This window comes from Desulfurivibrio alkaliphilus AHT 2 (assembly GCF_000092205.1).
GTDB lineage: Bacteria > Desulfobacterota > Desulfobulbia > Desulfobulbales > Desulfurivibrionaceae > Desulfurivibrio > Desulfurivibrio alkaliphilus.
The window spans coordinates 2546828-2561871 of sequence record NC_014216.1; the positions used below are offsets into that span (position 1 = coordinate 2546828).

Sequence of the window (15044 nt, forward strand, 5' to 3'; positions counted from 1 at the left end):
GGGGTAAGGCATGATTAAACCGAATTTCACACAAGGCAACGCATCAAGCCACAGCCGCTCTGGGTATACCACCCTGGGCGGCTTTTCTGTGTTTTGTGAAATATCAAGCCGTTCGAGCCACTGCGCTTCTCAGCAGCATCGCAAGCAAGCTTGCTCAGCTACCTGCGATGCTTGAGGCTCAACGCCTGTGCCGTTGGGCACCGAGGGCAAGCTTTCTGCGAGCCACAGGCTGGACACCTTTAATCAAGGAGGTCTCTAAGTCAACATGATGCTAATGACAGAAACACGAAGATCCGAAGCCCCTCAGCCCTGTGGCGAAGTTGTTGACCTATTTTGTGGTGTAGGTGCGCTGAGTCATGGCTTGCGAAATGCCGGACTTAAAATATTGGCCGGATATGATGTGGATGCTCGTTGCAAGTACGCATTTGAGACAAATAATTCAGCTAGCTTTTTCTCACGGGACGTAGGAAAGCTCACCGCAGCAGAGCTAAAGAGCCATTTCAGCGGAAATGTGCCATCAGTACTAGCGGGATGCGCCCCATGCCAACCGTTTTCCACATATAAACAGCGGTATGACGAAGACCCGCAATGGGGCCTTGTGCATAAGTTCGCTGAACTCGCAGTTCAGGTAGACCCCGACTTCGTAACCATGGAAAATGTTCCTGCGCTTTTGAGATACAAGAAAGGCATAGTCTTTGAGAAATTCTGTAAGAGCCTTACCAACGCTGGTTACAAAGTCGATTGGGTAATAGCAAGATGTGAAGAGTTTGGCGTGCCTCAAAGGCGTAGGCGATTGGTCGTGATCGCATCAAAAGAAGGTCAACATTGTCCTTTAAACCCCACTCACGCAGCAGCTGTGACCGTTCGTGATGCAATTTCCAGCCTAAGTAGATTGAATGCTGGCGAGTCTGACCCAAATGACCCTCTCCATACCGCAGCATCTTTGTCTGAAATCAACTTACGTCGAATACGTGCCTCTGTGCCTGGCGGAACGTGGCGTGACTGGCCGGAAGAATTACGTGCGCCATGTCATCAACGCGTAACTGGTAAAACTTACCCAGGAGTGTACGCCAGAATGACGTGGGAAGAGCCCGCGCCCACGATGACAACACAGTGTTATGGGTATGGGAATGGTAGATTTGGACATCCTGAGCAAGATCGTGCCATTTCGTTACGGGAAGCAGCAATTTTGCAATCATTCCCTGCGGAGTATGAATTTCTACCACCCAATGAACGACATTCGTTCGCTGAGGTTGGTCGATGGATTGGAAACGCTGTTCCAGTCAAATTAGCCGAGGCTATAGGCCATTCTATCACGCAATCCAGAGTAATCGGTGGTGAAGCCCATGACAGATAAGGCAGGCTTCAATTTTGAAATTTCCTTGAGTGTGTTGAACCATCTTGGCCGCAACCTATATCGGAATTTTATCACTGTCCTTGGGGAGGCCATCTCCAACGCATGGGATGCCGACGCGAAGAATGTTTGGATAGATATCGATCGTGAAAGCTCCACCTTTTCGATTCGCGATGATGGAATCGGCATGGACGCCGACGATTTTCAGAATAAATTCCTTAAGATTGGCTATTCCAAGAGAAAAGACGGCGGCATGAAGTCCGGGGAGAAAAGACCATTCATCGGAGCAAAGGGAATAGGAAAGTTAGCTTTGCTCTCATGTGCTAGACGTGTTTCGGTGTTTAGCCGTAAGGAAGGTGCCGAATATGTCGGTGGACTCATTGACAACTCCGATTTAGATCACGCAATTCAGAGTGATTTGACACCTGACAAGTATCCGTTGGAAGGCTTGAACTTCGAGTTGATCAACGGCATCGCCGACCAACACCCACATGGGACAGTTGTAGTCTTTGAGGAAACCAAGGAGCAAATCAGAAATTCAGTTGCCCATATAAAGAAGATGCTCGCGCTCAGTTTTAGGTTCGCGCTGATCGACGAAGAGTTTTCGATCCATGTTAACGATGAAGAAGTTTCAATTCGAGACCTTAAGGATTTGGTGCAGAAGACGGAGTTTTTGTGGGACATTAATGATTGTCAGGATGACTTTATTGAGGCGTTAGCAAGCCTGAAGCACAAGAAGATCAATCTGACAACTGCGCTGGATATTTCTGGCTTTGTCGCATCTGTTGAACTGCCTCGTCACCTGAAAATTACTGGCACAGACGAGCGCGCGACCGTTGATCTCTTCGTGAATGGGCGATTACGAGAAAAGAACCTTCTACGCCATATACCTACCCAGAGAATTGTTGAGAGTTATATTTACGGTCAAATTCACTTTGATGCTATGGATGCTGAGGGCAAGGATCCATTCACCAGCAGCCGTGAGGGAATCGTTGAAGACGATGAAAATTTTCAAGCGCTTCTGGATTACCTAAAAAGAGATGCGCTTCCTCGCATTTTCGATGATTGGGATAAATATCGATTGAAGCGTGGAGAGGAAGGAGATGTAGAGAACAAACGTAAAACGAAGAAACAGCGGAAGGCTCGCGATCTCTATACTGCCACTCAAGAAGAGTACAGACCAGAGGCCGGCGCGCCCGCTGGCGATAAAGTGGATGCTTGGTTAGACGATCTGAGGGACGACGCCGAATTTAACGTATCTGCTTACGTGGACTGCTTTCTTTCAGAGAATCTGGTTAGAAAATACCTTGATGACAAACAGGTCACGTTGAAAGAGGGTATCATAGCTGAAGCTGCGGCATGGCGGGAACGTGAGGATAAGCGGAAGGGAGAAGCGAATATCAGTTTCAAGATTCGCAATTCTAACAGTGACTTAAGTTACCTAGGTATGGACGATCTAGCATTCAGTGTTGAAGGCAAGAAGGATGCAGGTAAAAGCCAATCACTTTGGTCCGACGCGATCTCGTATAGGCCTGTAAGAAATGTGGTAGGGCATACTGGCCTTCTTACGGACAACGGAAAAGTTCACCTTACATTGACATACGAAAACATCAAGGCCCGAGTTCGTAAGCTCGTTTCGGGCAACGATGAGAGTTAGTTGGATGTTTCCCAGCGCTTATGTGCAGGCGGATCCCAACAAATCGTTGCGGCGGGCGTTTGACCCGCCGCCGATTCTTGTTGCCGCAAAAACGGCATCGCCTCAAACGTCGCTGAACTCAGGCGTTCGGCAGAGAGTACGTTATGAATCCACTGGCATTTGTCACTGAAGCAGGTAAAATAGCCGGAATTGGTGGCCTTGCACTAGGCGTCTTTCTTCTTCTGTTCCGCAAGATACGGCTTCCTCAGGGATCTAGAAGGCATCTCACCCTCTTTATGTGGCTGGTCTGGAGCATTTGTGCCTTGGGGATTCTTGCTTTTGTTGTTGGACACTACCTGCAAGACCCGGACACTCCTGATATACCAGAGTATCGGAACAATATTTCAATAACATATCCCGATGATGGAAAGTTCGTAGAGTTCTTAGAGAGTAATCTGGGCCGCACCGTAAAAATCGCATCATACATTGAGATGAGTTTATCCAACGAATTGAGCTATGAGATAGAAAACTCGTTTGGCATTGAATCGTTTCGGGAAGATCCTTCAATAGTGATCCCGATTGATGGTCTCGACTCGGGATTTTATCTTCAGTTTGATTTCATTCGTCCGCCTCACGCCTCATACGGCGGAACAGGTATCGTTCAGTTTTCTATTGACGGCTATTTCAGCATAACACGGACCTATCACAGCGGGCCGAGCATGATCTATCACCTGACTCAAGTGCCTGTTTCTATTGGGGGATAAACTATGAGGCAGTTAGATCAATCGGGTGCCGAACAAAAGCCTACAGGGGACACGGTTCCTGCTTCGCGGAAGCCGCGCCCCTGAGGCAGGTCGTTGGGACTAGAATAATGAGGTACCCTTTTTGCTCCTACTCATGGGAAGTGCTTTCGCCAAGTGTGGCGATCAAGCGAATGGACAAGTCCGCCTTCCTTCATCATGGCACTGGCATACCAAGGGAGATCTCCTCGTTCTTCGGACTGGAGGCGGAAGCCTTGGCCACGCCACGACCCGCCACACTAGCCTTCGACGGTTGTTAATGATCACCCTAATGGAGCCACCCATGATCAGCTAATGGAGCCACCCTCAAGTGGCCATTTTGGGGCTCCGGACGGTTTTTAATTTTTGCCTTTTTTAACGTTTTCGGCAACCTCGTTTTTGGGGTATTTGGGCAGCGGCCTGGCCGCTCGAAAACTTTTGCCGTCCAAGAGCAGGGAGTAAGCGCCGTGGCGGATGCGGTCGATGGTGGCCGAGCCCAGCAGTTTATTGGGGAAGGCGTCGCCCCACTCGTTGAGATCCAGGTTGCTGGTGATGATGGTGGAACGGCGCTCGTAACGTTCTCCAATCAGATCATGGATATCCTCATCCTGGGGGGTACGCAGGGGTTTGAGGCCAAAGTCGTCAATGATCAGCAGGTCGACCTTGGCCAGGGCGTTAAGCCGCCGTTCATAGGCGTTGGTGGCGCGGGCGGCGTGGAGTTGGCCCAGCATCTTGGTCTGGGTGGTGAAGAGCACATCGTAGCCCATTCTGACCGCGCAGTGGCCGATGGCCTGGGCGATATGGCTCTTGCCGGTGCCGCAGGGGCCGACCACCAGCAGGTTGGCGCCCTCTTCCAGGAAACGGCAGGTGGCCAAGTCCATGATCAGGGCGCGGTTGATGTTGGGGTTGAAGGAGAAGTCGAACTCCTCCAGGGTTTTGTGGTTACGGAAGTTGGCCCGGCGGACACGCATGGCGAACTTGCGCTGGGAACGGCGGGCGACTTCGTCCTGTACCAGCATGGCCAGGAAGTCGGTGTAGGCCAGCTTTTCCTCGATGGCCTGGCGGTTTCTGGCTTCCAGGGAATCAAGGATGCCGGAGAGTCGCAACTGTTTGAGCATGGGGATCAGTTCGGGCATGGGGTTCATTAAGCTTCCTCCTTATCAGTGAAAAAGTTGTTGGCGCTGGAAGCGGCCCTGGCCGCGGTAGGCCACGCCGGCCGCCACCGGTTCCGTTTCCGGGGGCTGTTGGTCAAGCCCCTTGCCGAGGATGGTTTTGACCGTGATGTATTGGGGGCTGTCGTAGATCAGCGCCCGGTGACAGGCGGCTTCCAGCCGCTCCGGGCCGTATTTGCCGGCCAACCGGAGCACCCCCTGGGCCGCCCGGAGATGATCAACCACCCGGTGGCTCAACAGCCGCTTGACCAGGTGGTGGCAGCGGGGACCGATCTCACCGGCCTGTTTGAGGCACCACTGGGGATCGCGCATCAGGTAGGCGACGGCGTCCGGTGGTAGGTGGTCGACACAGGTGGCCTTCTGGCCGGGTCGGGCACAGCGGGGATGGACCGCCACCTGTTGATGCTGGTGGTAGATCTTGACGGTGGTTTCCGTCGCCTTGACCCACAGCTTTTTGTGCACCAGCTTGAAGGGGGCGGAGTAGTAGGCTTTGTCGAACTGGAGATGGCAGTTGCCGTGCAGCTTGTGCTCGGCCCAAACCGCCAACTCCGGGGCCACGGCGGGCAAAGGTTTAAGAAAAGCCTTCTCCGCCTCGGCGAACATGACCAGCGGCTTTTGCTTGGTGGTGCCGTGGCTACGGTTGCCGGCCGTTGCCAGCACCCACTCCTTAAGCTGACGATTGGCGTCGACCAAGCTACGGAACTCGCGCAAGGGCAGGAAGTTGTTTTTGACGTATTTGACGCCGGATTCCACCCGCCCCTTCATCTGGGGTTGGCGCGGCGGGCAGGGCGAGATCAGAAAGCCGTAACCTTCGGCAAACTCGGCGTAGGAACGGTTCACCGCCGGATCGTGCCAGCAGGCCTTGATGATCCCGGCCTTGAGGTTGTCGATCATCACCTTGGCCGGCACCCCGCCGAAGAACTCGAAGGCCCGGCGGTGACAACCCAGCCAGGTCGCCACCTTCTGGTCGCGGACGATCTCGGCGTACTGGTGCCGGCTGAAGGCCAGGGTCATGACGAACACCCAGGTGGAAAACGGCTTGCCGGTCTGGGAATCAAGCAGCTTGGGGCCGGAACCGAAGTCCACCTGGGCCGCTTCGCCGGGAGCAAAGTCCAGCATTACCGTGGCTTGAGGGTTGTCCTCTTTGAGGGTCTTAAGAAAACGTCTGACCGAGGAGTAGCTGCCGGTAAAGCCATGCTCACGCACCAGGGCCTGGTACATGGTGGTGCCGTTGATCCCGGCCGCCTGCCAGGTCTTGAGCTGCTCCTGGTACGGCAGCAGCATCGGCACCGCCGATTCGCCCGGGGCCGGCAGCGCGAGCACCTTGGCCAGCTCGGCATCATCCGGCAACTCTTGGGCGGGATCGAGCCAGCCCTGCTGCTGAGCCAAGGCCCGTAACTGCGCGGCCTTGCGGCGGCCCATCAGCTTAGCCTTGGCGATCTGGCGGTCGGATTGAACCGACCGCATTTGGGTAAGAACTTGACGGTATTGAAACATCTCGAACCTCCTGTTGGCCATCGGCTATCCCTCCTGAAAATGGGTTTTTCAGGGGGATATAGCCGATCCGCAGAAAGTCCGGGACCCGTTTATGAACTTAAGGGAAGGGGTGGCGCCATTAGCTGATCCGCAAGTGGCTCCATTAGCTGATCACGCCATGGCTCCATTAGCTGATCACGCCATGGCTCCATTAAGCTGATCCTTAACTGGCTCCATTAGCTGATCACGAAGTGGCTCCATAGGGGTGATCATTAACAACGGTAAAACCTTCTATGCGCATTTCCAAATGGACGCACAGCATTCCCGGTTCAGACTGTTCTGGAAATCGGACTTCGACAGAACAATACGGAACCGGTTTCCGGACTTTCACCTCGCCTTCTCCCGCGGAGCTCTTCAGTCGGGAGCACCGCCCTTGATGCGTTTCGAGAGGCGCGGCGACAGTGAATACGTCGTCGACCTCATTCTCGCGGACACCATTCAGGGCGACATTGATGCCGAGATGCTCGATCATTGTGGCCCTCGAACCGAGGGTAAGGCGAAGGCAGCAGTTCCCAACTTAATATAACTCATTGATTTCACGTTATACAATTTTCTGTCTTTCGTAAACTTTTTAACCATGGCATGATGCGTCTGGCAAGTAGTGTTTGCCGGATACGGCCATAAGCAATAACAACGATAAAACAAAATGATAAATTTACGCCGGAGGCGATTTTCAGCTTGACAAATCCTTGAGAGGGTGGATGCGATTTTTGTAGGAAAATCAACAACCTACAAGGAGATCGCCATGAATGTCCACCAACTCATTCGCCAAAAGCAACTCGCCAGCCGTCGTCAAGATAAAATCAGCCAGCGCAAGCACTTGAACTTCGACGCCCTCATCACCACTATTCGGGAGGATTTCGGCAAGATCGCCGACCACCGGGCCGCCAACGCCAGTATCTCCCTGGTGGACGCGCTGACCAGCGGCTTTGCCATGTTCTCCCTCAAGCATCCCTCCCTGCTGGCCTTCGAGGATGAGTGGCGGGAAGACCCCACCTGCCTGCACGGAGTGTACAAAGTAAACGATATCCCCAGCGACAGCCAGATGCGAACCATCTGCGATGAGGTGGACCCCCGGCATCTGCGGCGGCCGTTCCGCAGCATCTTCCGCCAGCTTCAACGAGGCAAGGTGCTGGAAAAGATGACTTGGCTAGACGGCCACTATCTGCTGGCCCTGGACGGCACCGGCATCTACTCCTCGGAGAAGGTCGGCTCGCCATACTGCCTGAAGAAGCGCAAGCGCAACGGGCAGGTGGAATACTACCAGCAGATGCTGGGGGCGGCCATTGTTCATCCCGAGCAGCGGGAAGTGATTCCGCTTTGTCCGGAGATGATCGTCCAGCAGGATGGCAGCAAGAAGCAGGACTGCGAGCGCAAGGCCGCCCGGCGATTTTTGACCGAGTTCCGGCGGGAGCATCCCCACCTTAAGTGCGTGGTGATCGAAGATGGTCTCAGCTCCAACGCACCCCATATCGAGGATCTGCGTCAGGATGGTCACCACTTCATCCTGGGGGCCAAGCCGGGAGATCATGGTCATCTCTTCGAACAGATGGATGAGGCACTCAGGGCTGGCCAGGCGGTGGAGTTATCCCGGGCCGACGAGCAGCAGCCGGATATTCTCCACACCTACCGTTTCGTTAACGATCTGGCGCTCAACAAGTCTAATCCGGAGGTTCGGGTAAACCTGCTGGAGTACTGGCAGCTTGACGGCAAGGGCAAGGTCATCCGCTTCAGTTGGGTCACCGACCTGGAAATCACCGCCGCCAACGTCTACCAGATCATGCGGGCTGGCCGGGCCAGGTGGCGGATTGAAAACGAGACCTTCAACACCCTCAAGAACCAGGGCTACAACCTGGAGCACAACTACGGCCTGGGGCAAAAGCACCTTTCCGCCGTCTTCGTTCACCTCACGGTACTGGCCTTTCTGGTGGACCAGGTTCAGCAGCTCTGTTGTCCGCTGTTCAGGGAGGCGCTGGTTTTCCGTAAACGTAAACGGCGACTCTGGTCGGGGATCAGAAACCGTTTTGAACTGCTGGATTGCCCGTCCATGGAGGCGATCCTGCTCCACATCGTCGGCCGGGGCAAACCCCTGCCGCAGTTGGAATGACCGGCACCGGCCACCCGGCCGGGGGAATATTTTGTCAAAGATCAGAACGTCTGTCGGACACTGCCGACGGCTGCAGCGGAGTGCTGTTGCCAAAAAACGGCCAAATCGACTATATTTCGGCCAGCTCGGCCAATAACAGTGGCGATTGGGTGCTATCAGCCCTGAATAACCACCGAAAAAATGTGAAACCGGCTGCCAGTGGCATCAAGTTGTTGGGCAGGCGGCCAAATCGGGAACGACTGAGGCGAAGGGTTTCTATGGAACGAAGTACGAAAGAGATCCCGTCAATAGAAGAATGGCCATCGCGTACCACGGCCTTAGATGTGTCGGATGCGGATTCCATTTTGGGGAAACATATGGTGTTCGCGGAGAGGGCTTCATCGAGGTGCATCACAACAAGCCGCTGGCCGCCGATGGCCAGGCACAGGTTGTTGATCCCAAGACAGACCTGACGCCGCTGTGTGCGAACTGTCACAGGATGATACACCGATCGAGACATGATGTGTTGTCCATCGAGGAACTGCGAGAACTGGTCCGTCCCAACAAGGCCTTGAAGGCGACGTCGTGAACGCCGCGCCTCCAGGCATACGGTGGAGGGGGGCGGCCAAATGGAGCGACGCTCTATCCATCGCGGTGTGTTCTCTAGTTTCAAAGAGCTGCGGGGCGAAATCCGCCGCTACATAAAGAACCATAACCAGGAGTTGGCCAAGCCTTTCAAATGGACTAAAAGCGCCACGGCGATCATTGTCTCCGTGGAGAGAGCCAGGCAACAATTAAACGATATCACTAACCGCACTAGGCACTAGTCATGAAATACCGTGAAAGCCACAAAGACAAGCAACTTCGAAAGCGTTTTTCGAACGATCACGCACATTTGTTGTTGCGGCAGATCGTACTTACGGAGGGCACGCTCCGTGGGCTTGATGCGTTGAACATCACATTTCAATACCCAATTACCGCAATTGCAGGCAAGAACGGAGCCGGCAAATCTACTATTCTTGCCCTTGCTTGTTGTGCTTACCACAACAAAAAGAGTGGTTTCAAACTTCCGAAGCGTAAGAACACGTACTACACGTTTTCCGATTTCTTTATCCAACATACTGAGGAGGTTCCCCCAGAGGGGATCGAGATTGAGTACTACTTCGCGCATAACAAGTGGAAGAAGAGTCCAACATTGCCAGACGGCGTTGGCGTTGGTATGCAACGTCGTCGGAAGAACAAAGGAGGGAAGTGGAATGACTATTCAGGGCGCGTTCGGAAAAACGTAGTCTTCTTGGGGATTGAACGAATCGTTCCTCACAGCGAGCGTAGTCAGTCACGTTCATATTCAAGAGTCTTTAGCGATGGTGCGCCGAAGGGATGGGAAGATAAAGTCAAAGATGCTGTCGGGTTTGTGCTTGGGCGTACCTACAGTAATTTCAGGCGCCTAGAATATTCAAAATACAGCCTGCCGATCGTTCAAGTTGGCAGCGCGGTCTATTCTGGCTTCAACATGGGGGCCGGTGAAAACGCACTGTTTGAAATCTTTTCTACCATCTACGCTTGCGGCGCAGGTTCCTTGCTCGTGTTGGATGAAATCGAATTGGGGCTTCACGCAGAAGCTCAACGTCGATTCATTGGGCGCCTCAAGGATGTTTGCTATGAGACACATACCCAAGTGATTTGCACAACCCATTCCCGCGAGATATTTGACTGTCTGCCCTATGACGCACGTTTTTTTGTTGAGAAGGTAAACGGCAAGTCGAAAATCACAGACGGCATCTCATCAGACTTTGCTTTTTCTAAGCTTGCTGCAATACCTAGCGCTGAAGTTGAGCTTCTCGTTGAGGACGATGTTGCAAAAGCTATCCTCTTAACTGCTTTGCCTGCCGCAATTCGCTCGCGTATCGCAATCAACGTAATCGGATCGGCAACCGCCTTGGCCCGCCAACTTGCTGCAATTCATGTTCGAGGAGAAGCACGCCCGACATTGGCAATCTTTGATGGTGACCAACGTAACAAACAAGATGAGAACTCCGAACACGCCAAGAGCATGTGTGAGAAACCAAAGGGTGATTTTTCCGAGTGGTTCACTTCACACATAGATTACTTGCCGGGAGATGCATGGCCAGAAGCATGGCTTGTTCAACGTGCAACCGAGTGTATCCCTGCGCTCGCAGCGGCCGTATCGTGTGACGTCGATACACTTGAGGACGTTCTTGAGTATGGCCTTCAAGCTGGGAAGCATAAAGAGTTCTACGAAATAGCGAAGCAGCTTGGAATCGAACGAGACATGTGTTTGCAATCTGTCGCTATGATTGTCACAGGCGTGTTTAAGCAGGAATTTGAACCGCTCATTTCCCACCTCACGAAAGCTCTGGACGATGCTGGCTAACCCATCATTCCACCCTTTGCCTCCACCAAGTGACGGAGGGCCAGGAGAAAGCCCGCCTCGCCGCCTTCTTCGTCCAGCTCGGCAAAAGCGGAGTGAAGGTAGGCTTCCGCAAAAGCCAGATCATCCTAGATCATCTTGATCACCGTCTCATCATGTGGGTATCTTGAAAACCCGGCCGGACTTAGATTTGACTGGCATACTGTTTCACCTCTATGGCGTTGGCTTTGCGCAAGCTGATAATGCGGCGTTCTTGGTAGGGTCGAAAGTTGTTTGAATGTAATTGCTGTGCGGACAAAAATTAATAAATATCAACCCAGCCGGGCCACCAGGTCCTCGGCCTTTAGGTGGGTGTACCGTTTCAGCATTTTCAAGTCTTTGTGGCCGGTGATCGCCGCCACTTCCATCATGTTCAGGCCTTTTTCAAACAACCGGCTGGTGGCTTCGTGGCGCAGATCGTGAAAACGGAGATCCTCGATTTCGGCCCGCTTGCATATCCGATCGAAGGCCTGGGTTATCCCATCGGGGTGGCTGAATGACCACACCTGGCCGTCAATCCGCCGGGGAAGGCCTTGCAATACTGCCATCGCCCCGGTTGAAAGCGGGACGGTACGGGCCGTCTTGGTTTTGGTGGCGGCAGCAGGGATAAACCAGATCCGTTTGTCCAAGTTGATATGCTCCCACCGCATGGAGGCTATTTCCGCACGTCTGGCGGCGGTCTCCAAGGCTATGGTGATGATCTTTTCGATCTCCCGGCTTTTTGAGGCCTGAGCGGCCGCCAGCAGCTTTTCCTCTTCACGACTTTCCAGTCGGCGATCCCGTCCGCTTGGCGGTGATGGTTTGCGAACCTGAGCGGTAACAATGCCGTGGGGGAGGGGGATGCCCCAATCCATTACGCAGGCCTTGAGAACGCGGTTAAGCAAGCCCAGGTCATGCTTGACCGTTTGCGGGGCGGCGCCGGCTTTAAGCCGTTGATCGCGGTATCTGGCCACTTCGGCGGGCTGCAATGCGGCCAAGGAGAGATCGCCCAGGGCTTCGGTTAAGCGGTTGAGCCGGGCGAATTCATCCCGGCCGGCCCGGGCCAGGCGGGGGCAAATTTCTTTCCGGTAACGCTCCAAAACCATCCGGAGGGTGTTTTTTTCGGCCGCCGCCACCGGGATATAGGCACCACGGTCCATGGCCGCCTCAACCTGGCGGGCCCAGGCCTTGGCGTCGGCCACGTTGTTGAAGGTCTTGGTGATGGTCCGGTAGCCGTGCTTGCGAACCTTGGCCCTGATTTGGTATTGTCCACGCTTCTCAAAAGTTGCCATGTCGGTGTCCCTCCCAGCGGCTTAGTGTCCCAAGAGCGTCACCAAAAAATACATGGTATTTTTATTAAGTCAATAAAACAAATAGTTGGCGGCTATTTATTCAGCCTTCTAAGCCGTAGGTCGCAGGTTCGAATCCTGCCGGGCGCGCCAGAAAACACAAAGGAAAATCGGTTGTCCTCAAATTGTCCCAGCAGGTAAAAGGGGGAGGGTGTTTTCGCTGGGTAAGGCCCGGCCCGGGTGGGGGCAGTATGGTAAAGCCCACTGGCGCCCGGGATTATTTTCTTACAAGCCCGGCAAAAACATGGCGCAGTATGGATTCGTCGATTTTAGCCTGCAACCGCTCTTCATATTCGTCTACTTCCTGCAAGACTTCTTCCATCGCCTCATTCATGGCCTTTATCGAGGCCTCGTCTTCGGCGGGATCGCTTTCGTGATCTAGAGGTGGGATCGGTGCCGATTCCAGTTCGTCCAGCTCGTCGCGGTTGTTTTCTATCCAGCGCTGGCAGTCGTCGTGGGTACCAATGAAAACGAAGATCAGTCTCCCCTCCCTTTTTAGGGCAATCAGCCGAAAGCCGCAGGAAAGGTCGTACTTGCGGCAATCCTGCACCCGCAACTCACCATGCCTGGTGCGCTTGCATTCTGCTTCCTGGTGCACCGGGTTGATCTGCAGGTCGGCAATGATCCGGCCGGCCCGGGCCGCCGCCACCCGTTCATTTTTGCCCAGTCTGGGCAGGTTGCTTAACAGTTTGGCAAAACGGCGGGTTTGGTGAATTTCCATGGCTCGCCTTAGGGGCTGGTCTGAAATTTTCAGCTTAACGCCACTTTGGGGTAACAACGCTCTGTTTGCGCATATTGCTGGAAAAAATATGGTGTGTCTAGTTGGAAATATCTATGGGGGCAATGATGGGTATCGGGTATGCAGATGCCAATTTTTTAAATTCATCCAGAGCGGCATTTGTTTTTTGGCAGATGATTAACAAACTCCTCTGGCCGAGTGCGCTAGTGAAATAAAAAAAGGGTTAGTCGGGGCAAAATGCCCTGGCTAACCCTTTTTAGTGTTTTTTTAGTGTCAAACAAAGAATTTTAGTCGTCGATGGGCAGGTATTCCACCGGGTAGACGTGGATGGCGCTGGTGGTGCTGGAAACGATGCCAAGACCGGCTCTGCTGGCTACCCCGACGTAAAGCTCGGCCCCGCGCAGGCGGTTGCCTTCTTCGTCCAGGGCTTCCAGGTCGGGACTAAGCTGGATATCGGCGATATAACCCTCAATTTGGTGGGTCTTCCAGATCTCGCGCAGGCCGGCGCCGTCCCAGCGCAAGGCGTGGACTTCGCCGCTGGCATAAGAGCGCAGGAGACCCACCGACCGGGAGATTGAGGGGTGGTTTTGGCTGACAATCACATCGTGGCGGCCGTCCTGGGTGACGTCACGCACGACAATGCGGGATGGTACATAATGGATGGCTTCGTCGATTTCGTGGGGGGCGGGGCCACTGTCCGGCCCTCCCAGTGTGCCCAGGTGCCGGGTGGTGCCGCCGTAGTGGAGGCTGCTGCGCCAGAGTCGGGCGCCGCCGGGGCCCAGCACTTCCAGGCGCTCGCCCTGAGTGATGGCGATGATCTCCTGGCTGCCGTTGCCGGTGATATCGGCATAGGTAAAATCAAAAAGATTCAGTCGCGCCGGCAGGCTCAGGCGACCTTCTTCCACCAGGCGGCCATCGTCGGCGGGGTGCAGCCGGTAGAGGCCGGCTGCCATAAAACGGCCGCCACTGGCCTGCTGGCCCACCAGGGTCAGGCCTTCGCCGGGCAGCTCCATGGCCCGGAGATACCAGGGCAGGTTGTCGTGGGTGCGGATAAACTTTTCGCCGTCCCACTCCAGAATCAGGGAGTTGGGGCGGCTGTGGTCGGCGGCGCTTACATAAATCTCCGCCCGCCCGTTATTGTTGAGATCAGCGGCGGAAAGGTAGTGGATGGGATAGCGGCTGAGGGTGTTGATGGTGGCCAGGCGGACAAAACGATCCCGGTCCCGCCGGTAAATTTCCACCCGGTTGCGGGCGGCCATAATAAATTCCATCTCGCCGTCGCCGGTTAGGTCCGCCGCCTCCATGGCCTGCAGATCCAAGGAAATATCATGGCTTTTGCTGTCGCCCCGCAGGCGCTCAGCCGCTGTCGGCCGGATCAAAGAAGAGCTGGGCCGGGCAGGAGTGGTTTCGTAAAGCTGCCGCTGGGGGTGCGGGGTAATGTAAGAGGGCTGCTCGGAGTCGGGGATGGGCGCTACTCTTGCCGGCGAAGGGTCGGCGGCCCAGAAAGCCTCCCGGATTTCCCGGGCCAGCTCATCTACCCTGGGGATCACCTCGTCTTCCGAGGCGGCGGAGGCGAAGAAGCTGTGGCTTTCACCCTCGCGGTGTACCTGGTAAACCGTGATATCCAGGCTGAGCCCGCCACCCACGGCGGTAAGCACCCCGCCCACCAGGTAGTCGGCCTCCAGTTGCCGGCCTAGGGCGGCAAACTCTTCGCCGGCGGCGGGCGGCTGCTCCAGGGCTGCCAACTCGCGCCCCAGCCGGCCACGATCCACCAGCACCGCCCGGCCTCCGGCCGCCAAACGGCTGCCCAGCATGGTTCGCACCCCTTCCTGCAGGTAACCGGCCTCCTGGGGGGCAATCAGTTCCAGGGGCAACAGGCCGATGCGGGGTGGTTGCTGCTCCTGGCCGGCCGCGGTGGCGGCGGCCAGGGGCAGCAGGGCAAACAACAGCAGCAAAAAAAACAGCAAAGGACGTTTCATAATA

The 15044-nt window shown here is 54.8% G+C and carries 12 protein-coding genes and 1 pseudogene; 6 read left to right on the forward strand and 7 right to left on the reverse strand.

Annotation, left to right across the window (positions count from 1 at the left end; all coding sequences use genetic code 11):
* The first annotated feature begins 265 nt into the window (after positions 1-265).
* The 3 genes from DAAHT2_RS14445 to DAAHT2_RS11100 all read left to right on the forward strand — a co-directional run bounded on the left by DAAHT2_RS14445 (position 266) and on the right by DAAHT2_RS11100 (position 3754).
* Positions 266-1357: a DNA cytosine methyltransferase gene (locus DAAHT2_RS14445; RefSeq protein ID WP_013164368.1), complete on the forward strand. Its 1092-nt coding sequence runs from the start codon at positions 266-268 to the stop codon at positions 1355-1357.
* Positions 1347-3011, forward strand: coding sequence for an ATP-binding protein (locus DAAHT2_RS11095; RefSeq protein ID WP_013164369.1), 1665 nt, complete (start codon positions 1347-1349; stop codon positions 3009-3011). Before DAAHT2_RS14445 ends, DAAHT2_RS11095 begins: the two co-directional genes overlap by 11 nt.
* A gap of 143 nt (positions 3012-3154) precedes the next feature.
* The gene (locus DAAHT2_RS11100) at positions 3155-3754 is read left to right on the forward strand and encodes a hypothetical protein (protein WP_013164370.1); all 600 of its coding nucleotides are present in this window, start codon (positions 3155-3157) and stop codon (positions 3752-3754) included.
* A 374-nt stretch (positions 3755-4128) separates the two neighbouring features.
* On the opposite strand, the gene istB is transcribed toward DAAHT2_RS11100, so the two are convergent.
* The 3 genes from istB to DAAHT2_RS14720 form a co-directional block, all read right to left on the reverse strand.
* Positions 4129-4914 (reverse strand): IS21-like element helper ATPase IstB, encoded by a 786-nt coding sequence (gene istB, locus DAAHT2_RS11105; RefSeq protein WP_013162572.1) that lies wholly within the window; start codon positions 4912-4914, stop codon positions 4129-4131.
* 15 nt (positions 4915-4929) lie between these two features.
* Positions 4930-6438, reverse strand: a complete 1509-nt coding sequence (istA, locus tag DAAHT2_RS11110) for an IS21 family transposase (protein ID WP_041718761.1) — start codon at positions 6436-6438, stop codon at positions 4930-4932.
* Between the two features lie 223 nt (positions 6439-6661).
* The gene (locus DAAHT2_RS14720; RefSeq protein WP_013164371.1) at positions 6662-6949 is read right to left on the reverse strand and encodes a hypothetical protein; all 288 of its coding nucleotides are present in this window, start codon (positions 6947-6949) and stop codon (positions 6662-6664) included.
* A gap of 273 nt (positions 6950-7222) precedes the next feature.
* Here DAAHT2_RS14720 and DAAHT2_RS11120 point away from each other — a divergent pair, with 273 nt between their 5' ends.
* The 3 genes from DAAHT2_RS11120 (at position 7223) to DAAHT2_RS11135 (ending at position 10958) form a co-directional block, all read left to right on the forward strand.
* Positions 7223-8584 carry a transposase gene (locus DAAHT2_RS11120; RefSeq protein ID WP_013164372.1) on the forward strand — a complete coding sequence of 454 codons (1362 nt, stop codon included), beginning with the start codon at positions 7223-7225 and terminating at the stop codon, positions 8582-8584.
* A gap of 295 nt (positions 8585-8879) precedes the next feature.
* Entirely contained in the window at positions 8880-9152 is a 273-nt protein-coding gene (locus tag DAAHT2_RS15375) for an HNH endonuclease (protein ID WP_049824410.1), read from the forward strand.
* A 240-nt stretch (positions 9153-9392) separates the two neighbouring features.
* Positions 9393-10958 carry an ATP-dependent nuclease gene (locus DAAHT2_RS11135; RefSeq protein ID WP_013164373.1) on the forward strand — a complete coding sequence of 522 codons (1566 nt, stop codon included), beginning with the start codon at positions 9393-9395 and terminating at the stop codon, positions 10956-10958.
* Positions 10959-10963: 5 nt separating this feature from the next.
* Here the strand turns inward: DAAHT2_RS11135 and DAAHT2_RS15415 are convergent.
* The 4 genes and pseudogenes from DAAHT2_RS15415 to DAAHT2_RS11150 form a co-directional block, all read right to left on the reverse strand.
* Positions 10964-11077, reverse strand: a pseudogene (locus tag DAAHT2_RS15415) (DNA-binding protein); the annotation flags it as partial.
* Between the two features lie 189 nt (positions 11078-11266).
* Positions 11267-12265, reverse strand: a complete 999-nt coding sequence (locus DAAHT2_RS11140) for a site-specific integrase (RefSeq protein ID WP_013164374.1) — start codon at positions 12263-12265, stop codon at positions 11267-11269.
* 274 nt (positions 12266-12539) lie between these two features.
* Positions 12540-13043 carry a hypothetical protein gene (locus DAAHT2_RS11145; protein ID WP_013164375.1) on the reverse strand — a complete coding sequence of 168 codons (504 nt, stop codon included), beginning with the start codon at positions 13041-13043 and terminating at the stop codon, positions 12540-12542.
* A gap of 305 nt (positions 13044-13348) precedes the next feature.
* On the reverse strand, positions 13349-15040 hold the full coding sequence (locus DAAHT2_RS11150) for an FG-GAP-like repeat-containing protein (protein ID WP_013164376.1): 1692 nt from the start codon (positions 15038-15040) through the stop codon (positions 13349-13351).
* Positions 15041-15044 lie beyond the last annotated feature (4 nt).